The organism is Paenibacillus oryzisoli, assembly GCF_001653565.1.
In the GTDB taxonomy this organism is placed as follows: Bacteria; Bacillota; Bacilli; order Paenibacillales; family NBRC-103111; genus Paenibacillus_E; species Paenibacillus_E oryzisoli.
Map to the genome: position 1 here is coordinate 179,018 of NZ_LYPB01000092.1, position 25,897 is coordinate 204,914.

Sequence of the window (25,897 nt, forward strand, 5' to 3'; positions counted from 1 at the left end):
AGCCCATTAGAACCTTGCTTATTGAGCAAAATTAGTACGATGATTAAGGACTTTCGAAACATACGCTTGTGTCTCTTTTGGCAAAAACTGAAGCTTAGCTGTCAAATCCTGATCTGTCTTTATCCCCAAACGATCAACACGACCAGGTCCAGCATTATAAGCAGCGAGTGCAACGCCTTCGTTACCATTGTATTTCTTCAATAAGCCACTTAAGAAATTCGTTCCTGCATCGATGTTCTGCTTAGGATCAAAAGGATTCGTTACCCCATACCCGCTGCTGGTTCCATCCATAAGCTGCATTAAACCTTTGGCACCTGCGGATGAAACCGCCTGATGGTTAAACGAAGACTCTTGCTGAATAACCGCTTTAACCAAAGAGCTGTCTACCCCATATTTCAAACTAGCTTGCCCAATGAGCCCCTCAAACTGCGGTGCAGCTGTTGACTGTGTAAGGGACTGCAACGGTGTATACGATTTATTCAAAGCGCCTAACGCGCTTGGCAGGCTACTTAACGATAGATTAAGATTAGATTCGTCTAGCGTATCAACGCCTGAACTCACTCCTTGGCCCAACAAAGTGTTCAGAAGCTCACTAAAATCACTAGATTCGTCTATGCTTGAAGATGAGGGATTATCTGCGAAAAGACTTATCTTACTCATCGTCTGAAGCTGAAGCAGTTCCTTCAACACTCTAGGGTCAATGCCTTGCGTATTCGTGATGCTGTTCATTCTCAGACCTCACTTTTTCATTCTCGATGTTTCCATTGTACACGTTTTGAGCCCTGACGACCATACTTTTATTCGCTTGCATAGAAAAAAGGACAGTCTATTGACTGTCCCCTCTTGCCTTTCAAGAAATATTCTGATGCAGCATTTCATTCTCATTCAATGATCTTCTCACTGTGACACGTGATATGCGCAAATGGTCGGTTTCTTCCACGATGAACATAAACTCATCGTTATAACTTACCTGTTGATTACGACTAGGGGGAATCTCTGTTTGGGAATAAATCCACCCACCAATGGTATCATAGTCATCCGACTCGATTTCAAGTCCGAAATATTCATTGACCTCATCAATTAACAACAATCCATCGATAGAGAATGTATGCTCATCTTTCATTTCAATCGTTGGTCGCTCCTCGTCGAACTCGTCTTGGATTTCACCAACAATCTCTTCCATAATGTCTTCAAGTGTGACTAGACCTGACGTGCCCCCGTATTCATCAATGAGCAAAGCCATTTGGCTCTTGCGTTTCTGCATCATTTTAAGCAGATCACTGATATGAATGGAATCCGGTACCGTAGTAATCGGTCTAATGATTTTCTTAATGCCTTTCAAGTTGGCATCTGGCTTCAGCAAATCCTTAATGTGAACGAATCCGATAATGTTATCCTTATCTGGATCACAAACAGGGTAACGCGTTCGCATCTCTTTGATCGCGATAGCTAAGTTCTCGGCATAAGAAAGTCCTGCATACAAGCATTCCATTTCTGTTCGAGGAATCATAATCTCGCGTGCTGTCGTCTCAGCAAATCCGAATATATTATCAACAAGCGTGAGCTCTGTGTTATCTATTAGTCCGTTTTTGTGGCTTTCTTGCATCAGGACTCGAATTTCGTCCTCCGTGTGCGCAGATTCATGTTCCGTTGCGGGCTCGATCCCGGCACGGCGCAGCATCCAATTCGAAATGCCATTCAAAATCCAAATAAACGGGTACATCATTTTGTAGAATAATACCATTGGTCCTGCAGATAGCAACGTAATTTGTTCGGCTTTACGAATCGCATACGTTTTAGGAAATTGTTCACCTAATGTGATGTGAAGTGTAGTCATTAATGAAAAAGCAATAATAAAAGTAATCGTGTGAAAAACGGTGTCCGGTAATCCCAGTGGCGCAAATAATGGCTCCAGAATTTTGGCAAACGTCGGTTCACCAACATAACCAAGTCCTAATGAAGTGAGCGTAATTCCTAATTGACATGCCCCGAGGTAAGCATCCAGGTTATTCATAATTCCTTGAGCAAACTTGGCATTCCGCCGGCCTTCACCGACAAGCGATTCAATTCGACTTCCACGCACTTTCACCATTGCAAATTCTGCTGCGACAAAAAAACCGTTTAACAACACTAGTCCAAACATTAACAGAAAACTGATTAACGTTTCGGGCAAAGGATCTTCCAATACCTTACCTATCCCCTTACAAGCGCAATAACTGCACCCAGGAGAGTAGGTACACCTCCCTTAATTTTCGATTTTAAAATGATGAAATATCAATACTCATTATATAATAATACTGTAATCATTCAAAGGTGCGAATATGACACTTCAAGCCAAATAGTACGAGCAAATGGGCGTAAACACATTAAAATGAGCCCTTCTTGCGCTTTTACAAGGGAAAAATGGCTTTCTAAAGCTGATTTTCACCTTTTTTTCAGAAATAAAATAAAAGCAAGCCGAATTTCTCGGCTTGCTTTCCTTGTTAGGAATAATATGGAATTAATAAGAAATAGGCGGCAACAGCAATTAAACCAAGTACAACAGACCAAGAACCCAAGCTCTTATTCCCCATTACAAATGCAATAACTCCGAGAATAATGCCTGAAATTCCAAGCAATACTGGCCATACAAATAAGGAGGCCAGAGCAACAAACAGTGCCACATAACCTACTGCTTTGTTGCGAGTTACAGCTTCTACGAGCTCAGCGACTTCCTCATCAGAGACAGTCGAAGACGAACTAGACTTATAATCTCGGCTTATTCTGGACTGAGGTACAGCAATCTCAGCTGCATATTCTTCCCCAGCATGAAGTCCGCTTTCGAGATGAAGCTGACTCTTCTGGAATCGCTCCTTGGTGGCATTGTCTAAAGAACTGTCCTCTTTATTCATGCTACCTCCGTGTTACGCATACCTAATGTTTGGTTGCAGCTTTAAACGTGTGGCAACACGTATTAGCCGCTTTAGTTGCAGTATCATGATGAGTAGTATCAAACGATTCCTCAGAAGCAAATTCTTCATTGTAGCTTGCATTCGCGTGCCCATCGATTTCAATCATAATCGTATCCGCATGACAGTTGTTTCCTTGTGTCCAGTATTCGCAATTCGCTACTGCACATTTGACTGCTGGCATCATTATCACCCCCTTAACAATTTGCCCGCCTCAGGAGTGATCTATGCTTACTTAAGTCTGTCAGATAAGACCAAGAACATCGCATGCGACCATATAAGTGGAAGCGCAGGTCCACCGTGTTTCTCAATCCATTCCCCGTATACACGGGGTTCACGGAGATGATCATCCACTTGCTCAGGTAATCGTCCAAGCGAATCAGATTTGCTTGCTATCCAAGACAAACAACGCTCTGCTTCTTGTTTATTACCTAGCTCCAGCTGGATCCAACCATACCATGCCGTTAAGAGCAGCCATTCACCGCCGCCGTAATAGCTGTCTTCGATATACCGCTGAATGCCTTCATGTTTAAGATCCCCTTCAATGGCATGAATCGTTTTTAGCATGATAGGATCACTTGGTTCACAAACACCAAATGGCAGGGCGAGCCACATGAGGCTTGCATCAACACCGTGCAGTGCAGGTTGCCAGACTTCATTCACACAATGAATAGATTTTACGAAACGTCCTTCGTGAACGGCATGGGTATGTATGAATTGACGAATGAGGTCAGCTTTCTCGATCAAGGCTGGACGTCCCTCCAGCTCACCTAGTGCCTTCAGTCCTCCAAATAAACAAGCCAATGTTGCAGGATGGACATAATCGGGATATTCCTCCCAGCAATCAAAATTCGGATAGTGCCAGAAAGTCATAACATAATCTATGGTTATCTCAATACTTTCCCTGAACTCTTCCAGAAGCGTCATATGACCCGTTATGCGAATATGTTCGACAAGTCCCCAAATCCAAGCCCCATAACCGTCTAATTGAAAGTGACCCCACTCCGAATGATCATCTCGTCCATCCAAGTGATATCTGGTTCCCAAGAACTCAGAACGATCAATCCATTCTCTATTCTCGTGTTTGCGCATAAGCTCCGTTAGCCGCGGTCGTTTGTCTTTCAGGACTCGATGTACCCAGCGATAGAATTGCTCCGCACTTTTCGTTTCTCCTACACGGTCCATTGCATTCGCTATGAACGTGCCATCCCGCAGCCAACTATAGGAATAGGTTGAAAAAAGAGGAGAAGCTACATAACCACCGCTAGGATGTTGATTCAACTTAATGATGTCCTTGCTAATGCTGACTAATTGTTCTAGCTCCATACTGAATTCCTCCCTTTTAAATGAAAAGGGATGCGTGGTTATCCGCATCCCTTTGTAGGTTAATTTGTGGTTGACTAAACTTTTTCGCCTTGCATACGGCGTTGTGTGATGTAATCTGTTTCATAGTAAGCAAGATCTTCACGAAGCTCTTCGAATACTTTGGACAATTCGATCGTTAGATCACGCACTTCACGTGATGGCTTCTTACGGAAACGAATCGCATCTTGTCCAGTGTAAGCGTAACGACCATCCTCAGAGTAGCACTCGTTCTTAGGATAGAAAAAGGTATTAACACATGTATGGTATACCTCATAGAGCACTTTTTCCGAAAAATCAACATTAAAAGTAGGACGTCTCAAACTTACGCCCAATTTCTCATAAGCCACTTCACAGAAAACTAAAAGATGACGAGTGTCCTGCAAATATCCGCGGTAAAATTCATCCATTGCTGGATCATTTTCCACATTTAACAGTGAGAGCGAATGTTGATTAAGAAACAGTTCCATTTTGGCAGTCGTTTCTTTAAGTTTCGTACGCGTGGAATCACAAACATTTTTTACATTAAAAACAGCCATGTTAGAAGACCTCCTATAATTGCGCTACTTCTATCCTACCATAATTTATCCCGAAGTGGTATATGTAAAACACCAGTTACCATGCATAAAAGATTACCGCTCGCCTAACCCTACTATAAGATAAATATGTTTATCACTTATGCGCTGGCTTTTCTACAAACAACAAGGAGGGCATGATCATGTGGCGTTATCTCTCTACCGTCGCGGTTGTTCTAGGATTGGGGGTTGTCCTCTTTCCTGGTCAGCATCAACAACGCTCTAAGCCTGGTCCTGAGGTTTATAGCGCCAAGTATGAAACAACGTCCAAGCTTGCACTGCTCGAACAAGATGTGAAGCTAACAGATGAACTGTGCAGAAGTCAATGCGCGATTGATTACGCAACCATGCTCAGTCGGATTGAAGGCGGTGAGCCTGTAACCAATGTTCTGAAAAACATGCGAAGCCATCATGAAAAAATGGATGTACTTGTCTGGTCCAAACGCGGCCAATCCTGGGAGCAGGGCATCAAATCTGGCGATCTACCCGCTTCTTATAATGACCAGTCCACAGCCTATCTAAAAGAAGCAAAAACAGCCGTAGATGAAGGGAAACATTACCAGTCGCCTAAGTTTGGTGCTGGACATCACGTTTATTTCGTCCAAGGAACCCCTTCATCCCATGGTGAAGATTCGCTTGTTGGGGTCATTCATCAAGATGTACTAGCACAAGTGACCGATCATCAAATGAAAAATTTAAGACTAGAACCTTATCCCAATGACAATCGTTGGAAAGTAAAAGCCGTTGAAACAAATACGCTCCAAGACAAAATTGTCGATCATCCTGAAGATAACCAAGGAACCAGCCACTATCAACAGAATGAAGTCGTTGTCCGTTTCAAAACAGATCCGACAGAGGCTCAGCTCAATCAAATTAAAAGCGAGATTCATGCAACTTCTGCACAAAAACTAGGTTATACGTACGTATTTCGAACGAATGATAGAGATGCTAAATCATTAATCGCCTATTTTGGCAAATGGGACGTCGTGTATGTTGAACCACACTTTCTTTATATGACCAATGACTACTATGATGATCAAGAACGAAGGGATTCCAACCCATCCAGCACCCATTCAGACAGCAATCAAACACCAGTCTCATCCAACTTCATGCCCAATGATAATTTATATCAAAAGTATCAATGGAATCTGCCTTTGATTGAAACATTGCAAGGTTGGCAGATTAATCGTGGTGCGAACAATGTCATTGTCGCCGTTGTTGATACGGGTGTAGACTTGGCACACCCAGACCTCCAAGGACAGTTGTTGCCGGGTTACAATGTCATTAGTGGAAGTGACAATCCTCAAGATGATGTTGGTCATGGTACACATGTTACAGGCGTCATCTCTGCTCTCGTCAACAATCAATTAGGTGTTGCAGGGATGACTTGGTTTAATAAAGTGCTGCCCGTTAAAGTTTTAGATCAGACAGGTGCAGGAAGTACGTATTCAGTAGCTCAAGGAATCATTTGGGCAACAGATCATGGCGCAAAGGTCATGAATCTCAGTCTCGGCAATTATGCGGACTCCGGATTTCTTCACGATGCTATTCGATACGCCTATGATAAAGACGTTGCCCTCATTGCGGCTAGCGGAAATGACAATACCGAACAGCCTGGTTACCCCGCGGCTTACTCCGAGGTTTTTGCGGTTGCCGCAATCGATTCACAGAATGAGAAAGCACCATTCTCCAATTACGGCGATTATATCGATGTAACCGCCCCTGGCGTCACCATTGCCAGTACGTATCCCAACAATCAATATGCAGCCTTATCAGGTACATCCATGGCTAGTCCCCATGTGACAGCACTCGCTGCCTTAATTCGATCGGCTAATCCCGATTTGAAAAATACGGACGTTTATGAAATTATGAGGCAGTCCGCTCAGGATTTGGGTGATAAAGGCCATGACAAATACTTTGGATACGGCGTAATCGATGTCGTCAAAGCACTCGAGATGGCGAAGCAGAATACGGCCGCCCCATTGTCCTACTGGCCGCAGGATTTGGCGCGCCAATTACATTTCGTACCGAAGAAGTATGCGGGCAGCTTGGGGTTTGAGAAATAGAACACTCACCACCTTCCATGCACAGTTAAAAACCTTCAATCCCCTATTTTGGGCGGGATTGAAGGTTTTATTGATTTTGTAATAAAATACCCGCAAAGCCAAAGCCTTGCGGGTAACCGACTGAGTGGAAAGTTTGCCGTAAGCCGGGTTCTGTACTTCCAGTGGTCATAACGGGCGTCTGCTCCCCTGCCACTATTGAAGCGACAATCATCTATCTAGGCTGTACATTGCTGCACAGCTCAAGCGACCAACCCGAACGCGTCTCAGGCGAAGACTGCTGCCTCGAAAGCAGCTAGCGTTCCATTAGGTCTTGCTCCAAGTGGGGTTTACCAGGATCTATGTCACCATAGAACCTCGTGGTCTCTTACACCACGGTTCCACCCTTGCCTGTGCTATATTTCAAGCCATCGGCGGTCCATTTCTGTGGCCCTATCCTTCAACTCGCGTTGACTGGACGTTATCCAGCACCCTGCCTTATGAAGCCCGGACTTTCCTCTCGCTATGGCTTACCCATAGCCAGCGATTGTCTGTCAAACTTTCCATTGCATAGGCTAGTATACTAGGAATGCCAACGAATTACAACACAAGGTCGTTTCCTTTCTTTCCAGAAGCAGGTGAAGCGCTGCCTAAATGAATTGGAAAGGTTCGGTAATGATTGCGGATGCGAGCACCTGTGTATCTGTCTTAGCCAACTGCGCGGCGAGATAATCCGCAACGCCGCGCTTCATGATCTTCTCGACGTTATGTCCAACGTCGAGTAGGGCTAAACCCGCCGCAAGCGCATCGTGCGCGGTGTGGTAGTCGATGTCGCCGGTGACCAGCACATCGGCGCCGGCAAACATGGCGTGCCGCATGTAGCGGCCGCCAGAGCCTCCCAGCACTGCCACCTTGCGGATGGGCCGTGATAGATCGCCGACGACGCGAACCGTCGGCACGTCGAACACCACCTTCGCGTGCTCGCCGAGCTCGCGAAGCGTCATTGCCGCGGGCAGCCTGCCCACGCGGCCCAAACCGAACACTCTACCCTTGAGGTCCATCGGGTAGAGGTCATAGGCCACCTCCTCGTAAGGGTGGGCCTTCAACATGGCCGTAACCGCTTTGCGCTGTACGCTAGCGGTTACGATCGTCTCCACGCGTACCTCTTGTACGCGTTCCAGCTTCCCAACTTCCCCGATAAACGGAGTCGCTCCTTCCTGCGGTAGGAACGTGCCCGTCCCGGGGATATTGAAGGAGCAGGAGCTGTACTGGCCAATCCCGCCAGCCCCCGCCTTAAACAGGGCATCCAGCACGACTTGATGATGCGTCTCCGGTACGAAGACAACGAGCTTCTGAAGCTTCTCTGTATGTACGTCTTCCAAGTGTGTCATGTCAGTTAAACCTAGTTGCTCCGACAGCAGATCATTAACCCCACCTTCAGCTACATCTAGGTTTGTGTGAGCAATATATACAGCGATATCATTTTTGATTAATTTCTCATACAAACGGCCAGCAGGTGTCTCGGTCTGAAGATGTGCCAACGGTCTAAAAATAATCGCATGATGCGCAATAATTAAATTCGCGCCAACTTCAATGGCTTCATCAACAACCGCATCGGTGACATCAAGTGCAACGAGCACTTTCGTGATCTCTTTCTGAAGGGAACCAAGCTGCAGGCCGATTTTATCATCTGCCATCGCGTAATGCTTAGGAGCCAGCTGTTCAAAAAACTGGATTACGGTTTGACCTTTTGCAAACACGCCAGTACCTCCTTTATTTCTTGCATTTCTCGGCTTACTTGCTCCGCTTTCGCAATAGATGCTTCCGCTGTAGATAGCTTAAGCTGGTCAACAATCATGGCTAGCTTCTTCAGCTCACTCTCCCACTTTGTAAACCAGACTTCTGGTGCCTCATTCATCAGATAGGGGCCCATTTGTTGCAAACGTTCCTTCGACACAGTAACTCCATCAGGAAGAAGACGCTCGTCATAGAGCGCTTCTAAAGCTTCGCGCTCCTCTGTACCAACGGTCGCCGCCGTTAAGATCTCATAGATCTTGCCATCTTCTTCGAGAATAGATTCTGACTCTAGCTTCCAACCATTGGAGAGCAACCAACGTCGCACATGATCTTCACCGACATTCGGCTGTAAAATCAAATGCTGAACGCCAGCAAGTTTCGATTTGCCTTCCTCTAGAATACTCGCCATTAAGCTTCCGCCCATGCCAGCGATAGTGATAACATTGACTTCGCCTGCCTCAATTACGGCAAGCCCATCTCCAGATCTTACTTGAATGACCTTAGATAAACCACTTTCGAGTACCTGTCTTTGTGCCGCTTCGAACGGCCCCGGGTTTACTTCCCCAGCTACCGCAGCTACAATAATTCCTTGCTGTGCCAAATAGGTTGGCAATAAAGCGTGATCCGAACCGATATCGGCTACTTTCGAGCCCACTGGTACACGATCAGCAATCATTTGAAGTCTTTTCGATAATTTAACCATATGCTACATTACCCACTCTACCCATTTTTTTCGCAGCAAAAATAATGCTACGCCTACTGAAACTAATTTGGCCGTAAATGATAATTGAATGAGACGCGAGCTCATGTCTGTATCCACGACGAAGGTCATTGCCTCAGGGAGGAACCAAACCAATCCTCCTACTAGCATGAGCACGCTAGCCGCTTGTTTATTCGTGTGATGTGCAAGCCAAGCCATCCATATGAGAACAACACTCACAGGAATCCAGCTGGCTTCAAGTGAAAACCAAGAAGGATTCTCTAACTTTTGAATCAATAACCAGCTATACGTCCCTATAAGACCTAGCCATCCACAAATCTGGAAAATCGCCATGCGACCGACTAAACCATTAAACAACCATATACAACTGCAAAATGCCAAATATCCGATATACGTTGTAGATTTATGAACGTCCGATAAATCCATAATATGTAATCCCAAAAGTAACATAGCAACAGATGCTATGCCGCACAAGACATAAGAAATAACAGGCGTACGACTCCTATACCTATAAGCAAATGCATAACAAATGAAGACAAAAAGTGTGGAAATACCAATTTGCAATGGCAATCCAAAAGAGTTAAAATTAAGAGCAGATAAGGCAAGAGCGGCAATAGCCACTAATGCGAATAACCATATTTTCCAATTACTGTTTGTTACAGCCGTAGCCGAAACTCCCATAAGTGAAGCCGGTTTAGGGGTCATATCATCCACATACAAATTCATTAGAAAATCGCAATAATGCTCGGGTAGCAATTTGCTCCGGCGCCAATGATCGATTTCTCTTACTATCACTTTTCTTCTCTCAGCATCCATCTATTCGCTCACCTTCCTAGCTACTTTATCGGTGATTCAATGCTCAGATTTTAGTGAATTTTGTGGCAAACCACAAAAAAAGACCCCGCCGAATTTGGCAGGGCCCACTCCTAGCGATTTTATTCCAAAAAGTCCTTCAAGCGTTTGCTACGGCTCGGATGTCTTAATTTACGTAACGCTTTTGCTTCGATCTGACGAATCCGTTCCCTTGTAACACCGAATACTTTACCGACTTCTTCTAATGTTCTTGTTCGCCCATCATCAAGTCCGAAACGCAAGCGAAGCACATTCTCTTCTCTTTCAGTTAACGTATCCAATACATCTTCAAGCTGTTCTTTTAGAAGCTCGTAAGCAGCAGCATCCGCTGGTGCGAGCGCCTCTTGGTCCTCGATAAAATCCCCTAAGTGTGAATCATCTTCTTCACCGATCGGTGTTTCTAAAGAAACTGGCTCTTGAGCGATTTTCATGATTTCACGCACTTTATCCGTGCTCAAATCCATCTCTTTTGCAATTTCTTCTGGCGTAGGTTCGCGCCCCAATTCTTGCAGCAATTGACGAGAAACACGAATCAATTTGTTAATCGTTTCAACCATATGTACCGGAATCCGAATCGTTCTCGCTTGATCGGCAATCGCGCGAGTGATCGCTTGACGAATCCACCAAGTTGCATAGGTACTGAATTTGTACCCTTTGGTATGGTCGAACTTCTCCACAGCCTTAATAAGCCCCATATTACCTTCTTGAATCAAATCAAGGAACAGCATGCCGCGACCTACATAACGTTTGGCAATACTTACAACGAGACGTAAGTTAGCTTCTGCTAAACGACGCTTCGCTTCCTCGTCCCCGTTTTCAATACGCTTAGCCAAGCCCACTTCGTCTTCCGCGGAAAGAAGCGGCACGCGACCAATTTCTTTCAAGTACATCCGAACTGGATCATTAATTTTAATCCCTGGCGGCAAAGCCAGATCATCATCGAAGTTAAATTCATCGCGCTCGTTTTCTTCCGGATTCATCGAATCTTCATCTGATTCATTCCCCACATCAATACCTTGCTCGGAGAGCTGTTCAAAGAACTCATCGATTTGTTCAGGATCCTGATCGAAGGGAGCTAATTTCTCCATGATATCCTTGTAAGTTAGTGAAGACCGTTTCTTCCCCTGCTCTATAAGTTGGTCTTTCACCTGGTCCAGGGTCAATTCTGTCTCTAATTCTGTACGCTGATCATTCGCCATGGTACGGACTCCCTCCTCCCTAGTCATGTCAGTCAAATTATGATGACTTCAACTGTTTTTCTAGGGCAATAATTTCAATTGCAATTTGTGCAGCTCTAAGATGGTCTCCCTCGCGTACTGCGCGAGCCTGTTCTTCTTTCTTACGTTCAACTTCTTCTTGCATTGGAACTTTGCGAATTTGGCGAATATAGTCGTCAATCACTTGTTCGTTTAGTCCATGACCGGCTCCCATCATAACGATGGAACTAGCCAAGCTCTCCAGCTGTTCATCTTGCAGCATGGCAATGTATCGGCTTGCATCGGGCTCCAAATACTGAGCGTAGTAAGCATATAAATAAGCAGCTAAGACTGCGTGAGCTTCAACATTAAACTGATCACCCAATTGCGCTTCAACATGAGCACATACTTCACGATCGTGCATCATTACGGCTAAAATCAAACGCTCTGCATTATGATATGCGGGTAGTAACGAGGGCGTTTTTTTCTTTGTTCGTTCCGCTGGTCTCCCATTATTCATAACATTATTCCACAGAATTGGTTTATTATCCCCATCTGGTCGGTTTTTTTCCGATTGCAATAAGATTTCATGGAGATCTAACTTCATCGCTTCATAGGAAGAATCCGGAAACTCTGAAGCTAACTGTTTGAGATAATGTTCGCGTTCCATTGGAGATTGCAACTGACTAATTAACTTCACAGCGGATTGCAGATAACGTAATCGTTCACCGTCCTCATGCAATTTAAAATTTTTGCGGATATATAATAGCTTATATTTCATCGATGGCACGGAAGCTCCAATGATCTCCCTTGCGAATCGGTCAAACCCATATTGTCTAACATAATCATCTGGATCTTTGCCATCAGGCAGCATCGCGACTGTGACTCGGCTTCCGGTGTCTTCCAATAAAGGAATACTTTTGAAAGCAGCAGTTTGTCCTGCACTATCACCATCATAGCAAATGACGATCTCATCCGCGTTGCGGTTCAATAAAGCTGCATGCTCTTTAGTTAATGCCGTGCCCATCGTCGCAACACCATTCGTAATGCCCGCTTCCCAAGCTTTGATCAAATCCACATATCCTTCGAAAATAACGGCTTGCTGAAGCTTGCGCATATTCGGCCTAGATAAGTGCAGATTGTACAAAGTTCGACTTTTATTGAAAAGGATGGATTCGGGACTATTTAAGTACTTGGGTTGCGCATCCCCCATGGCTCTGCCAGCAAAGGCAATAACCTTCCCCGTAGAGTCACAAATAGGGAACATGATACGTTCACGGAATTTATCCACGTAGCCATGACCTTCATGTTTCGCGGAAATCAAACCGCCTTTTTCCATAAGAGCTAAATCAAATCCCCGTTTGTCCAATTGTTGAACGAGCGTGTCCCACATTAAAGGTGCGTAACCAATCTGAAACGTATCAATCAGCTTATCGGATATTCCTCTAGAGGTTAGATAGCCTTTAGCCGCTTTACCTTGATCTGTATTACCCACAACATAATGATAGAACTTCGCTGCAAACTCATAGGCCTTCAAAAGGGTAGCTTTTTCTTGCTGCTGCTCATTCTGCTCGTCGGATACTTCTTCCCATGTTATCGGGATATCTGCGTCTTCTGCAAGCTTGGTGATGGCTTCTGCGAAGCTTAATCCCTCGATTTCCATGATGAAGCGAATTAAGTTTCCGCCAGCCTGGCAACCAAAGCAACGATAGATCTGTTTCTCCGGTGTAACCGTGAAAGAAGGACTTTTCTCTGAGTGGAAAGGACATAGTCCCTTCATATAATGCCCTTGTTTACTTAAATGTACATGTCTGCCGATGACGTCTACGATATCATGGCGCTTCAGTACAGCCTCAATAACCTCTTCAGGTATGCGTCCGTACCTCATTTCAATCCACCTACAATTCAGGTCGCTTTTCCGACTAATTACTATTCGCTATTCATTTTCGATTTCCTGCAAATTTTTCAAAAGATTTGTCAAACCATGTAGAAAATTTTTACGATCCGTCTCTGTAAAGGGTTTTGGCCCTTTCGTATGCTTACCATTTCTTCGCATTTTGGCGGAAGCATGGCGGCGTTCCAACAGATAATCAATCGAACTATCGGTATATTCCTGCCCCCGATTCGTCAAACAAATGGAACCTTTCGCGAGTCCTAATGCGGCAAGTCCAAAGTCTTGTGTTACCAGAATATCTCCTGACCGAATCTGATTGGCAATATATAAATCGACAGACTGATCGGAACGATCTACTTGAACTACCTTCACACCTGGATTTTCCTTCATCTTATGATCGAATGAAGCAACTAGGACAACTTGTACGCCAAACTGTCTACCTGCCTGTGCGATTTCCGACTTTACAGGACAAGCATCGGCATCAACAATAATACTTCTTGCACTCAAGTGTTAGCCCCTGCCTTCTGAAGAAATCTCACCGTACTATTATATACGATGGACTTACAAAAAATCCTGCAAGCCAGAACATAAAAGCTTACTAGATATGTTCAATGTGATCCATAATTAAACTGGCTGTTTCTTCAACAGCACGATTCGATACATCAAAGATGACACAACCGATTTTACTCATAATTTTATCAGCAAAATCCAGTTCTATTTTAATACGTTCTACATTCGCATAGGTTGCATTTTCTGCAAGTCCAAGTGTACGGAGTCGTTCTTGCCGAATTACATTTAATTTATCAGGATCAATCCGCAGGCCAATGATCTTATCTCTTGGCACGGTATAAATGGCAGCTGGCGGCTGCATTTCCGGTACTAGTGGCACATTCGCAACTTTCAGTCGTTTGTGCGCCAAATACATAGATAACGGCGTTTTGGATGTACGCGACACACCCAGTAGAATGATATCTGCTTTCTGAATGCCGCTAAAATCCCGACCATCATCGTATTTTACAGCAAATTCAACAGCTTCTACTTTCTTAAAATAGTCTTCATCCAACGGATGAATCATCCCGGGTTGTCTACGCGGTTCTTGCCGCAATGCTTTCCCAAGCGTTGTCACAACAGGCCCCAGCAAATCGATATAGGGGATATCGTATTGTTTCGCTTTTGCTATCAAATCATCCCGCAGTTCGGGAATAACCAGTGTAAAAACAACGATTCCTCCATGTGTACGTATCCCATTCATTACTTTATCGATTCCTTCGAAGTCATGAATGAATGGCGCACGTACGATTTCAACCGGCACGGGATGAAATTGCATTGCAGCTGCCCGAACGACAGATTCGCCTGTTTCACCGACAGAATCCGAAACAACGTAAACACGAGTAGGTTGTGGATGTTCCATATTCCTACCCCCTTTCTGCAGGGACAGACCCTACTCTAGCATTTGTATGTAAAGTACACCTGAACTGAACGACAACATGAGAAAAACCTCACCGATATGCGGACAGCACAAGGGCGAGGTGTTTTCCACCACATCATATCAAAGGGAGAAACACCTGTCAATTCAATCCCTAGCCTCTTAAATATTGTACTTCTCCATTTGTTCAATGAAACCTCTCGATTTCCACTGTACACCGATATGAACATCCATGTAGGCACGCATGCATCGTTTAAGCTGTGTTTTCGTTTCCGCTTTCACTTGAACAGTGCCCAATCTGCGCATGTCCATTTTAGGAAAAAGTCTAAGCAGCTTCTGGGCACCTTCACCAATGACAATCGCAGAGGGATCTTTAAATCGACAACGACTACATAATGTACCGCCCATGTTGGGACCGAAAGCCGTGATGCCAGTTGTTTCACCGCAAGCAACACAAGCATCTGTTATTGGTAAATAACCTGCCAAATCAAACATTTTCATTTCATAGAAATGGGTAACAATTTCCATATCTTTATTCTCTTCGATGGCCATTAAACCAGCCTTGAGTTGTTCAAATATGTAGTTGTTTCCTTCTTCATCGCCAAGCATACGATCCGTCATCTCTGCCAAATACGAAGCATATGCCGATTTGTGTAAGTCTTCACGCAACGCGTGGTGAGCCTCAATAATTTCGGCTCCGTTGAGAGAACCCATCTGACCTCGTTGTTTGAAAAAAACAAAATCGCCGTACGTGAACAGCTGCGTAACGGCGCCATGTTTGCTTTTCAGTTTCTTCGCACCACGAGCCATGACTCCAACTTTCCCCAGCTCGGGGGTGAATAAACGAATAATTTTGTTACCCTCTCCGTAGTCCATACTACGAATGACAATACCTTGAACGCTATGCAGCAAATAGCTTCCCCCATGAAGGCCGCTCTGAATACATGAGTTCTCCCCTCACATATTCAGACCATCGAGCGGTTCTTCGTTACTTTGATCCTCTTCTTGCACTTCCGAATCCATGCCGGGTTCTCCCGTAACTTGTTTGTACAGCAGATAGGCGTCCACATCACCGGTCTTTGAAAAATACGTCCACGAAAAATCTTTCATGTTCAGCATCCTCCCCATCGAACGTGATGTTCATAGGATGTGCATTGACCGCTTCAGTATGCGATGTAAAAACTGGTACTCTTAGGAAAAAAATTACTCGTGACGGAAACCAAGATCACGAAGAACTCTATCTTGATTTCTCCAATCTTTCTTCACTTTCACCCATAATTCTAAGAAAGTTTTGGAACCTAGCAGTGTTTCAATATCACGGCGGGCTTGACGACCGATTTCCTTCAGCAACGCACCTTGTTTGCCGATGACGATTCCTTTTTGCGACTCGCGCTCTACGAAAATGACCGCGGAGATATGAACGATCCCGTTCGGTTCAACGCGCATATCCTCAATCTGAACGGCAATAGAATGTGGAATCTCTTCCCGAGTCATGTGCAGAATTTTCTCGCGTACAAGCTCCGCACAAACGAATTGTTCCGGATGATCTGTAATTTGATCCGCAGGGTAATATTGCGGTCCTTCCGGCAAATAACGAATAATTTGTTCAAGAAGCGTCGTTATATTATTGCCTTTCAACGCCGATACAGGTATGATCTCAGCGAAATTGTACAGGTCTTTGTAATTGGTAATTATCGCTAGCAATGCTTCAGGTTGGACCAGATCAATTTTATTCAGCACGAGAATAACAGGTGTTTCAATATGCTTCAATTGTTCAATAATATAACGGTCTCCGCCGCCAATGCCATCAGCAACGTCAACTAAAAACAAGACAGCATCTACTTCACCAAGTGTCCCATGAGCAACTTTACTCATGTAATCGCCTAACTTAGACGTAGGTTTATGAATACCTGGCGTGTCTAGAAATACAATTTGCCCATTATCCGATGTGTACACTCCATGAATTTTATTTCTAGTTGTTTGCGGCTTATCCGACATGATCGCAATCTTCTGTCCGATAATTTGATTCATGAGTGTTGATTTTCCGACATTCGGTCGTCCGATAATCGCGACAAACCCTGATTTAAATACTTTTTTGGCCACTTCTAATTATCCTCCATTTGTGTGCAAATCTTTCGTTGTAAAAGCACCTGGCAATAAAGCAGACACTGTTGTTTGCACGAAAGCTCCTCTGAGATTGCTTAAATAAACAGGCATATCAGGTTCGCACAATTCTATTAATACTTGACGACAAACGCCGCATGGTGAAATCGGCCCTTCCGTATCTCCAGTTACCGCGATAGCTTGAAAGGAACCCCTTGGATGCCCATCTGCCATAGCACGGAATAACGCAGTTCTCTCAGCACAGTTCGTCGGTCCATAGGCTGCATTCTCGACATTACAACCTAAATGCACATTTCCATTCGCGTCCAGTAACGCGGCACCGACTTGAAAGTTGGAATAAGGCGTATAGGCTCGCTTCATCGCTTCTTTAGCGAATTCAATGAGTTCTTGCGGATTCATAGCCATCCACCCTTTTATTTATTAGTAATAGTTAAGTTATAGCATGTTTAAGCAGGAAAAAGCGAGGAGCGTCACGACAATGCCAATCAATGCTCCCAAAAAGAGTGCTGGGAATGGCCTTGTTTTCTTATCGTACAAAACAATAAGGATAATTATAGACAAGGTGTACCCTAGTAACGCGGCAATCGTTTCAGTAACTAGTACCAAGATGACAGTTGCAATCGCAAATGCAATCGCCGTTAGTAAACTCGGTCTAACTAACTTCCCTTTGTCCGAGAACCTTGTTTCGATAACGATGACGGTCAGCATGACAAGGGCAATTAAGACCCATATCGCTCCCGCCGACATCGGAGTTTCTTCGAGTCTGGCATGCCGTAATAATTGATCGATGGGCTCGTAGAAAACAACTAAACCGACAACGATTGCAAACATAGCAGACACTAATACGGACGCCGCGGCGACGTCCTTCGCAATTTTGGCTAATGGATGGCGATCAGGCATAGCTAGATCCACCGTTTTCTCGACAGCCGTATTAATTAATTCCGTGACAATCATGAGCGTGACGGCCAACAAAATAAACAAAATATCGGTTTTGGATAAATGAACAAAAAGAGCTGCTAATAACACAAGAAACGCAACGGAAAAATGAAATTTCATATTTCGCTGCGTATCTAGTGCATATTTAATTCCTTCATAGGCATACCGAAAGCTTCTACGCCATTTACGGAAGCCGCCAGACATTAGCGTGTCAAGCCTGCCTTCTGTAAAATGTCCTCTTGTTTAGCGAACATCACTTTCTCTTCTTCTTCACTCTGGTGATCATATCCAATTAGATGCAAGAAGCCGTGGACAAATAAGAAGCCCAGCTCACGCTCAACAGAATGACCATATTCTTCTGCTTGTGCAATCGCACGTGGGACTGAGATGATAATATCACCAAGCGGCTCGATGAACGCCTCTGATACGGTTTCACCCTCTTCAAGCTCGCCGTCATCAGTATCGTCACCATCATCTTCATAGTTAATTTGAATTTCATCATCGCCAAATTCACTCATTGCAAAAGATAGGACATCTGTAGGCTTGTCTAAATCACGATACTGCTTGTTCAGATCTTGAATCGTCTCATCATCAACGAATGTGAGGGCAACTTCACCCTCAGAAACGCCTTCTAGCTCTCCCGCAAGCTTGAGAAGCTCCTCGAGCTTCTCAATGAATGCCTCCGATATTTCTTTCTCTTCCTGTTCATTGCTCCATGCTAATGTCAAATCTACACTTGCCATAGGGATAAACCCTCCTTCTTATGCGCCTGGTTTCTTAGCCGTTATCTCACTTGGGTATTCAATGCGAGAATGGAAGATGCCTAACAATGTTTCATTCAGTGTTTTGGCAATCTTATCAAGTTCCTTCAATGTGAGATCACATTCGTTGAATTGACCATCGTCCAAGCGTGATTTAATAATTTTGGTTACCATGGAATCAATTTGTTCAAGGGTCGGGTTGCGCAATGAGCGTACCGCTGCTTCAACACTATCAGCAATACCGACAATTGCCGCTTCCTTCGACTGTGCTTTAGGTCCTGGATAACGGAAATCTTCTTCACGTATCTCCTTCTCACTGTTCTCTTCTTCCGCTTGCTTCTTCGCTTTATGATAAAAGAAGTGCAGGAGCGTTGTCCCATGATGTTGTTCTGCGATATCGCGGATCGGTTTAGGCATTTTATAATCCTTCAACATGTCGACACCATCGCGCGGATGCGCAATAATAATGGACTTGCTAAGATTCGGATCTATCCGATCATGAGGATTCTCGATATTCGTTTGATTCTCAATAAAATAGCTAGGCCGCTTAGTTTTGCCAATATCATGGTAGTACGATCCGACGCGACACAGAAGTCCGTCTGCACCAATGGATTCCGCTGCCGCTTCAGATAGGTTACCTACCATCACACTGTGATGATAGGTACCTGGTGTTTCCGTTAGCAGCTTACGCAGCAGTGGATGATTCGGATTCGAGAGTTCTACCAACTTAAGGGGAGAAAGGATTCCGAAAGATGTTTCAAAAAATGGAAGCAGCCCAATGACGAACACAACGGTTACAAGTCCTCCAGCCGTAGCGAAAGATAAGGACATCAATGCTTCTCTTTGTTGAAAATGATCTTCAACCAACAGCATCGCAGTTATCGTTAACATGGAGAAAAAGGCGATCATTAATCCTGCTTTCAAAATCGTCGCACGCTGACTTGCACGTTGAATCGTAAATACCCCGCTAAAACAAATAACTAAGCTAACTAAACCAAACCGAAAATCGAACAACGAATCGTGCTCTGTATTGAAAATGATACTGGCAATGATAGAGAATAAAACCGATGAAATAAAAGCAAGCGGTGCATCCAGTAAAATTGCGATCAAGATACTGCCGAGTGCTGTCGGAGCCAAATAGCCGATAAAGGGATAATCAAAATTCTGCAACAGTGAAATGATCTTCATTCCAGCTATATTCATCACAAAGATGAGAACTAACATGACTAGCTGAGAATTATTGTATTTGACCTGTAAATTACTCTGCCTAACAAATATAAATATCACAAATGATAAGAGTGCACAAAGGATGCCAAGCCCAAGCTGAGGCAAATGATTGGCTTTATCTTTCAATAGCTTCAGCTTTTCCAACCGCGTGTATATTTCTTCCGTAATCACATCTCCAGCTTTAACCAGGACATCATTCTTATTAATATATACGGTCTTCATATTAGCCCTTGCTTGTCCTTTGGCATCGTCGGTACCCTTTTGATCAAAAAACTTATTCGGGGTAATCAACGCTCTGGCAATCTCGGTTACCATCTCTCGGGATGTGTTCTTCGCTAATGTAGAAGTATTCACAACTTCGGCGACCTTCGCCCGCGCTGTCTGCGCATCCAAGATCTGCTCGTTCAACATTAGCTTGGTAAGAATATCTCTAGTCACAGGACGCATCTCCGCAAGATCTTCCTTGGTCAACCTTGGCAGTTTAAAATATACTTCTTCGGGAAGTGGATATTTCTGGTCTGCAAGCCCGAGCTGAATTTGTTCCAATAACAAGTCATTGTACTGTCCACTATTACGGAATGCTTTAATTGTATCGTTCGTGAGATCGCTTATGATTTGAGGGATCACGCGACGGTAAATACTCACTTTATCATCAAACTTCACTTCTTCATCGGCATTAATCTGAGATAATTTATCAAAAATAGCATCACTAATAACTTCGTTCTTGAGATTAACGTTCCGATAAACAGGCTGAACGCGCTTCGCAGCGTCTTCTTTGGCTTGCTCTGTTGCGACAGCGTTCTCAATCTGCTCAGGTGCATAAATCGTCTTTTCACTCTTCATCCCTAAGGTAATATCGAATACTTGTGGAACGAGCTTAGCATACAACGTGGCGTAGAAGATCAATCCCAAGATGAGAAATAAGATTATTCTTAAGCCTGTATTGTATTTCCATCCGCTCAGCCGATAATGAAATTTGCCTTTCATTTGAACTTCATTTTTCATTACGGAGGTCATTCCTCTCTATCTATCCAACCTAGCATGATTATTTATTCATTTCAGCATTATAGGCAACAATAATCTTCTGAACAAGTGAATGACGTACAACGTCACCCTCATCAAAGTGAATAAAGCCTAGTTCTTCAATACCGCTAAGAATACGAGATGCTTCGACCAACCCAGAAGATTTTCCTCTAGGTAAATCAATCTGTGTCACATCGCCTGTAATAACCATCTTGGAACCAAAGCCAAGCCTCGTTAGAAACATTTTCATTTGCTCTGGCGTCGTATTCTGTGCCTCATCTAGAATGATGAAAGAATCATCTAGTGTACGCCCTCTCATATAGGCCAAAGGAGCGATCTCGATGAGTCCGCGCTCTAGTGACTTTGCAACTTGCTCAGGCCCGAGGACATCATTAAGAGCATCATACAATGGGCGTAAATAAGGGTCAACTTTTTCCTGTAAGTCCCCAGGCAGAAACCCTAAGCTTTCCCCTGCTTCGACTGCTGGACGTGTGAGGACAATGCGTTTCACTGCGCCTTCTTTCAATCGAGTCACAGCAAGAACGACAGCTAAATACGTTTTACCTGTACCAGCCGGACCTATCCCAAATACAATATCCTTCTTCTTGATAGTATCTACGTACTTCTTTTGTCCAATCGTTTTGACACGAATTGGCTTGCCTTTGTGAGTTGATGTAATTTCGCCCTTGAATAAGTCCAACAATTGTTCAGCTTTCATTTGTTTCGCTAGCTCAACAGCATACAGCACATCTCGTTCCGTTACCGTGTAATTATTACGGATTAACTGCAGTAGAACTTCAAAAAGCTGCTGAAGTGAGTTCACTTCCGCAGCCCTGCCCTGAATGGTTATTTCGGCTTCGCGCGTAAAGATCTGAGCTTCAATTTCCCGCTCGATGATATGCAAAAATTTATCCTGCGGACCAAACAAAGCTAATCCTTCATTTGGGTTTTTCAATGTAATTTGGATGGATTGCGCATTTTCTATCAACAGGGCCTCATTCTCCTTGTGTCACAATTGGTTGTTCTTCAGCAATATTTTCTTCGACCTCGAAATGAACGTCTATATAAATTTTACCATTCTCTGTTTTTTCATGCAAAATTTTTTCTCCGACGATCCTCGAGTCCTCACCTGCAGACGCCAATAATTTGATTCTTGCTTGTTCGATACCCACTTTTTTCGCGTTCGCCGCTTCCACCGGCTCATCTACGACATGGACCTCCATTATTTTCTCATGCAGCCAACCTATAGGAATTGAAAATGACCGCCAGGCTAATGTTTTGCGATCTGGCAAAGTTTCAAAATGTTCATAGGCCGTCTTCCCATAACCTGTAAGCTGCAACGCTCTTGATCCGACTACAAGGTAACTCCGGTGTTCGGTTTCTCCTGTGAAGACTTTATATTGTTTCGTAAGGGGAACTTCGATTCGGGAGGTATACCAGACCACTCCTCTTATCTTACCATCTGCGACCACAATTTGACTATTTTGCTCATCACCAATCGTACCCGAGATCAATACAGCCCCTTTGCGAACATATGTATTCGGTTTCACCATCGGCTTACCTTTGACCGATTGTATTTCCGTTACGAGGGCACTCTTGGAAGCCACAATGTTTCTCGGATTTTTCAACGGATCTTTCCCGGGAATAGTTGCCTCAACAACCTTTATCGTGATATGTGTCCCGCGAATTTCGACGCCAACCCATGCCGCACTCGGTAGTTGCTGTTGAATAGCACGAGAAAGCTCCTCGGTCTTGTCCAACTTAAATTTCCACTGAAACTTATGTATTCCTTGCTTGGATGCGGCCTGCAATATGTCAGTCGAGGCAATGCGGTCATTGCCGTCCACAGAGACTTGCCACACCAATGAGGTGAGTACATAAAGACTAATAATGAACGCAGCTATACCGCCGAAAAGCACTTTTCTCCGTCCAATTCTATCCATAAAAAATGGCAGACCAAACCGCCCTACCACATGGACTCTGCAGCCTGTCCGTTTCAAAAGCGGCCGAAGTCGAAAGAAGTCCTTGATAAGGATGTAAATCTCTAGTTTCCCATCCTTGCCAGCTTGAATATCCCATATGGAGTAACCCCCCTCCATCATGGGACGAATCAACCTTTCGCAGTCCTTGCCTCTAATTTGAATGCGTACATAGCCACGCAAACGGGCAATGAATAGGGATTGTTTCATGACTCAGCCTCCAATTCTCATTCGCACTACCACAATATTAAGGCATATATTTCACATGATCGATAATGCCTTCAATGAATACCTCTTCCGAAAGAATCGCTCTAATGACCAACTGTTGGCCGCATACTTCCAGCGTTCCTTTCGCTAACTCCAGCTTCAGAATCTCACTGGAAAAATGCAGTACGCCCCGGTGGTTCTCAACATAAAGCTGTACGTTGCCGATCATCGTGATTCGCGGCAAATCCTGTACAACATCTTGGGGAAGATCAAGGATCTTGGCCGTGAACTGGTTCCATTTGCGGGTCAAGCGACGCATAGCTGGGCAGTACCCCCTCTAACTAGAAGATCGAGAATGCAGAAAAGGCGCATAGACTTTCTACCAAATTATGCGGCAGAGGCCCTTTTTATGCTGATTAAAAGACTGGTACCGTCCTCTTTGGACGTATGTAGCTTTCCAGTCATATTCATTTAAATGGACAAAAAAACACCCTTTTGCAATTGCAAAAGGGCGTTACTTACATCCTATCATCTACCGTAAGGCTTTTTGGCACGAGGCGGGCCTAGTATCTCTGCCCAAACAACGCCTTGAAGAACTTGATCCCGATTCGGTTGATTTGGAAATTGGCTTGCCGTTGAGATCTCATCTGCATATATAGGCGAACTCACTGCCGTTGCACTTTTGACCACTTGTGGCGTAAAGGGTGAAGCCTTCTGTTTCTGTGTTGCTGCCATTGTTGTGCCAAGCCCAGACTGTTTAAACTCATCTCGTGAACGTTCCTGATGACTCGATGAACCTAGATGACCTGGTTGCGTGTTCTTCGCTTCTACAGGCCTTCTGGCGTCGTTTGGGCCGTTGCCAAAGGTTGGCATACCTTTCCTTTGCGCACTCTGCTCAGTACGCTTCCGCCTGCTCTGTAGCTGATAGAAGAAGGTTAACGCTATAATGACCAAATACCAGTTCTTAAATAAGAATGCGATAAGCTGTTCCATTTGATCACCTCACACACCTTACTCTTTTTCATTTTTTCCATCGTTAATTTTACCTAGAGAGGAACGCATTTGCGTATCGGATTCAATATTTTTGAGATTCATATAATCCATGACACCTAATTGCCCTTTTTGCAAAGCTTCAGCCATAGCAAGAGGCACTTGTGACTCTGACTCAACAACCTTAGCACGCATTTCAACTACCCGTGCCTTCATCTCTTGTTCAGCTGCCACAGCCATTGCGCGGCGTTCCTCAGCTTTGGCTTGGGCAATCCGTTTATCTGCCTCTGCCTGCTCTGTTTGTAAATGTGCTCCGATATTTTTACCAACATCGACATCCGCAATATCAATAGACAGGATTTCGAAAGCTGTACCCGCATCCAAACCTTTGCCTAAAACAGTGCGAGAAATCATGTCTGGATTTTCTAATACATCCTTATGTGATTCACTAGAACCTACGGTCGTTACGATCCCCTCGCCTACACGGGCAATAATCGTTTCCTCACCTGCACCACCTACGAGTCTATCAATGTTTGCACGAACCGTAACCCTTGCAATAACCTTCACCTCAATACCATTCTTCGCTACTGCAGAGACGTTCGGCGTTTCGATGACACGTGGGTTTACGCTCATTTGAACAGCCAACAATACATCACGACCTGCCAAATCAATGGCAGCCGCGCGTTCAAATTCCAAATGAATTTTGGCACGATGCGCAGCAATTAAAGCGTTCACAACTCGATCAACATTACCGCCTGCCAGATAGTGACTTTCCAGTTGGTTCACGCTAAGATCAATGCCCGCTTTCGTAGCTTTAATCATTGGGTTTACAATACGGCTTGGTGTTACCCGACGCAGTCTCATTGCAATTAAAGTAATAATGCTAATTCTTACGCCGGAAGCCAGCGCAGATATCCATAACATCACTGGAACCACGCTGAGTAAAATAGACAAAACGATAATAATAACCGCTGCTAGCAACACCAAATATAAACCTGGTTCAATCGTCATTTGTTTGTATCCTCCTATTGATTAGGTTGGTCATCCACAGCTTTCACTACAACTCGAACGCCTTCAACTTCCACAACAACAATGGCTTTATTTACCGAAATAAAACTACCATGCGTGACAACATCAACGCGTTCTCCTTGAATCAATGCTGTTCCAGCAGGTCGCAATGGCGTTATTGCTTCACCTATCAAACCAACTAAATTAGATCGATCAGGGCTCGATGTAAATCCCTTGCTCGTCGTTAGCTGCTCCTTCAGAATGAAACGGTTCCAAACGCCGCGATGTTTAAACGTTCTAATTGCTGCAATGATGACCACGATTGCGACTAATAAAGCAATAATTAGCATATACGCTGCTTCCTTGGGATCTGAAGATGCCATGAGCACACCGCCGAATAGGCAAATCGCTCCTAATACACTTAGAATACCGAAGCTAGGGACAACTAATTCTAAAATCAAGAGAACCAAGCCAAGTCCCAAAACAGCTAAGTCGCCAAAACTCGCAAAGCCAGCTAAGTAAAAACCCAGGAAATATAAACCAAAGCCAGCAACTCCCGCCAAGGCAAGCAAGCCACTACTGAAAAAAAGCAACTCGAGTGCAATCCCAATAATTCCGACCATTAATAAGACAGTACCAGTGACAGGGTGAGTCAGAAACGCGGATAGATTATCAAGAAACATCGTCGTTCACTCCTTCCCTTCTTACTTACGACTCACTAGATATGTACGCAACAACTTATGAACTGTTTCAGAATTTCGCAGAAATTGTAGCGGATTCATCTGTAAAGAAAAAAGACCGAGCAGAAATGTCCACTCGATCTTCACAA

27 protein-coding genes and 1 other RNA gene are annotated in these 25,897 nt (G+C 44.3%); 1 reads left to right on the plus strand and 27 read right to left on the minus strand.

Annotation, left to right across the window (positions count from 1 at the left end; genetic code table 11):
• Window positions 1-18 precede the first annotated feature (18 nt).
• From A8708_RS32215 to A8708_RS32240, 6 genes are all read right to left on the minus strand, one after another.
• The gene (locus A8708_RS32215; protein ID WP_068670749.1) at window positions 19-729 is read right to left on the minus strand and encodes a lytic transglycosylase domain-containing protein; all 711 of its coding nucleotides are present in this window, start codon (window positions 727-729) and stop codon (window positions 19-21) included.
• A 121-nt stretch (window positions 730-850) separates the two neighbouring features.
• On the minus strand, window positions 851-2,143 hold the full coding sequence (locus A8708_RS32220; protein ID WP_068671056.1) for a hemolysin family protein: 1,293 nt from the start codon (window positions 2,141-2,143) through the stop codon (window positions 851-853).
• Window positions 2,144-2,483: 340 nt separating this feature from the next.
• Window positions 2,484-2,891 (minus strand): hypothetical protein, encoded by a 408-nt coding sequence (locus A8708_RS32225; protein WP_068670750.1) that lies wholly within the window; start codon window positions 2,889-2,891, stop codon window positions 2,484-2,486.
• Window positions 2,892-2,913: 22 nt separating this feature from the next.
• Window positions 2,914-3,132, minus strand: a complete 219-nt coding sequence (locus tag A8708_RS32230) for a DUF1540 domain-containing protein (protein ID WP_068670751.1) — start codon at window positions 3,130-3,132, stop codon at window positions 2,914-2,916.
• 47 nt (window positions 3,133-3,179) lie between these two features.
• Window positions 3,180-4,274 carry a glycoside hydrolase family 15 protein gene (locus A8708_RS32235; RefSeq protein WP_068670752.1) on the minus strand — a complete coding sequence of 365 codons (1,095 nt, stop codon included), beginning with the start codon at window positions 4,272-4,274 and terminating at the stop codon, window positions 3,180-3,182.
• Window positions 4,275-4,348: 74 nt separating this feature from the next.
• Window positions 4,349-4,849 (minus strand): YpuI family protein, encoded by a 501-nt coding sequence (locus A8708_RS32240; protein ID WP_028558040.1) that lies wholly within the window; start codon window positions 4,847-4,849, stop codon window positions 4,349-4,351.
• 179 nt (window positions 4,850-5,028) lie between these two features.
• Between A8708_RS32240 and A8708_RS32245 the strand changes: the two genes are divergently transcribed.
• Window positions 5,029-6,951 carry a S8 family peptidase gene (locus tag A8708_RS32245; RefSeq protein WP_068670754.1) on the plus strand — a complete coding sequence of 641 codons (1,923 nt, stop codon included), beginning with the start codon at window positions 5,029-5,031 and terminating at the stop codon, window positions 6,949-6,951.
• 124 nt (window positions 6,952-7,075) lie between these two features.
• Here A8708_RS32245 and rnpB read toward each other — a convergent pair.
• The 21 genes from rnpB to A8708_RS32345 form a co-directional block, all read right to left on the minus strand.
• Window positions 7,076-7,490, minus strand: an RNA gene (rnpB, locus tag A8708_RS32250) — RNase P RNA component class A.
• An 87-nt stretch (window positions 7,491-7,577) separates the two neighbouring features.
• On the minus strand, window positions 7,578-8,687 hold the full coding sequence (locus A8708_RS32255) for a Nif3-like dinuclear metal center hexameric protein (RefSeq protein WP_068670756.1): 1,110 nt from the start codon (window positions 8,685-8,687) through the stop codon (window positions 7,578-7,580).
• The gene (locus A8708_RS32260; protein WP_068670758.1) at window positions 8,663-9,427 is read right to left on the minus strand and encodes a tRNA (adenine(22)-N(1))-methyltransferase; all 765 of its coding nucleotides are present in this window, start codon (window positions 9,425-9,427) and stop codon (window positions 8,663-8,665) included. The genes A8708_RS32255 and A8708_RS32260 overlap by 25 nt, the downstream gene beginning before the upstream one ends.
• A gap of 3 nt (window positions 9,428-9,430) precedes the next feature.
• Window positions 9,431-10,171, minus strand: coding sequence for a hypothetical protein (locus tag A8708_RS32265; RefSeq protein ID WP_204787684.1), 741 nt, complete (start codon window positions 10,169-10,171; stop codon window positions 9,431-9,433).
• A 209-nt stretch (window positions 10,172-10,380) separates the two neighbouring features.
• A complete protein-coding gene (rpoD, locus tag A8708_RS32270; protein ID WP_028558036.1) occupies window positions 10,381-11,496 on the minus strand; it encodes an RNA polymerase sigma factor RpoD in 1,116 nt (371 codons plus the stop codon).
• Between the two features lie 37 nt (window positions 11,497-11,533).
• Window positions 11,534-13,381 carry a DNA primase gene (gene dnaG / locus A8708_RS32275; protein ID WP_068670762.1) on the minus strand — a complete coding sequence of 616 codons (1,848 nt, stop codon included), beginning with the start codon at window positions 13,379-13,381 and terminating at the stop codon, window positions 11,534-11,536.
• 48 nt (window positions 13,382-13,429) lie between these two features.
• On the minus strand, window positions 13,430-13,894 hold the full coding sequence (locus A8708_RS32280) for a YaiI/YqxD family protein (protein ID WP_082927945.1): 465 nt from the start codon (window positions 13,892-13,894) through the stop codon (window positions 13,430-13,432).
• Window positions 13,895-13,985: 91 nt separating this feature from the next.
• Window positions 13,986-14,798, minus strand: coding sequence for a pyruvate, water dikinase regulatory protein (locus A8708_RS32285; protein ID WP_068670764.1), 813 nt, complete (start codon window positions 14,796-14,798; stop codon window positions 13,986-13,988).
• A 177-nt stretch (window positions 14,799-14,975) separates the two neighbouring features.
• Complete coding sequence (gene recO / locus A8708_RS32290) at window positions 14,976-15,725, minus strand: DNA repair protein RecO (protein ID WP_068670766.1); 750 nt, start codon at window positions 15,723-15,725, stop codon at window positions 14,976-14,978.
• Window positions 15,726-15,770: 45 nt separating this feature from the next.
• Entirely contained in the window at window positions 15,771-15,923 is a 153-nt protein-coding gene (locus A8708_RS35100) for a YqzL family protein (protein WP_082593664.1), read from the minus strand.
• Between the two features lie 93 nt (window positions 15,924-16,016).
• A complete protein-coding gene (gene era / locus A8708_RS32295; protein WP_068670768.1) occupies window positions 16,017-16,916 on the minus strand; it encodes a GTPase Era in 900 nt (299 codons plus the stop codon).
• Window positions 16,917-16,922: 6 nt separating this feature from the next.
• Window positions 16,923-17,336: a cytidine deaminase gene (cdd, locus tag A8708_RS32300; RefSeq protein ID WP_068670770.1), complete on the minus strand. Its 414-nt coding sequence runs from the start codon at window positions 17,334-17,336 to the stop codon at window positions 16,923-16,925.
• A 36-nt stretch (window positions 17,337-17,372) separates the two neighbouring features.
• Window positions 17,373-18,077: a diacylglycerol kinase gene (locus A8708_RS32305; RefSeq protein WP_068670772.1), complete on the minus strand. Its 705-nt coding sequence runs from the start codon at window positions 18,075-18,077 to the stop codon at window positions 17,373-17,375.
• The gene (gene ybeY, locus A8708_RS32310) at window positions 18,077-18,616 is read right to left on the minus strand and encodes an rRNA maturation RNase YbeY (RefSeq protein ID WP_068670774.1); all 540 of its coding nucleotides are present in this window, start codon (window positions 18,614-18,616) and stop codon (window positions 18,077-18,079) included. The genes A8708_RS32305 and ybeY overlap by 1 nt, the downstream gene beginning before the upstream one ends.
• 18 nt (window positions 18,617-18,634) lie before the next feature.
• The gene (locus tag A8708_RS32315) at window positions 18,635-20,866 is read right to left on the minus strand and encodes an HD family phosphohydrolase (protein ID WP_068670776.1); all 2,232 of its coding nucleotides are present in this window, start codon (window positions 20,864-20,866) and stop codon (window positions 18,635-18,637) included.
• 40 nt (window positions 20,867-20,906) lie between these two features.
• On the minus strand, window positions 20,907-21,872 hold the full coding sequence (locus tag A8708_RS32320) for a PhoH family protein (RefSeq protein ID WP_068670778.1): 966 nt from the start codon (window positions 21,870-21,872) through the stop codon (window positions 20,907-20,909).
• Window positions 21,873-21,879: 7 nt separating this feature from the next.
• Window positions 21,880-23,073 (minus strand): sporulation protein YqfD, encoded by a 1,194-nt coding sequence (gene yqfD / locus A8708_RS32325; protein ID WP_068670780.1) that lies wholly within the window; start codon window positions 23,071-23,073, stop codon window positions 21,880-21,882.
• A 37-nt stretch (window positions 23,074-23,110) separates the two neighbouring features.
• Window positions 23,111-23,389, minus strand: coding sequence for a sporulation protein YqfC (gene yqfC, locus A8708_RS32330; protein WP_056609736.1), 279 nt, complete (start codon window positions 23,387-23,389; stop codon window positions 23,111-23,113).
• Between the two features lie 209 nt (window positions 23,390-23,598).
• Complete coding sequence (locus A8708_RS32335; protein ID WP_068670782.1) at window positions 23,599-24,063, minus strand: hypothetical protein; 465 nt, start codon at window positions 24,061-24,063, stop codon at window positions 23,599-23,601.
• 18 nt (window positions 24,064-24,081) lie between these two features.
• Window positions 24,082-25,071 (minus strand): flotillin-like protein FloA, encoded by a 990-nt coding sequence (gene floA, locus A8708_RS32340; protein ID WP_275667947.1) that lies wholly within the window; start codon window positions 25,069-25,071, stop codon window positions 24,082-24,084.
• Window positions 25,072-25,085: 14 nt separating this feature from the next.
• Complete coding sequence (locus A8708_RS32345) at window positions 25,086-25,751, minus strand: NfeD family protein (RefSeq protein ID WP_068670784.1); 666 nt, start codon at window positions 25,749-25,751, stop codon at window positions 25,086-25,088.
• Window positions 25,752-25,897: the final 146 nt, after the last annotated feature.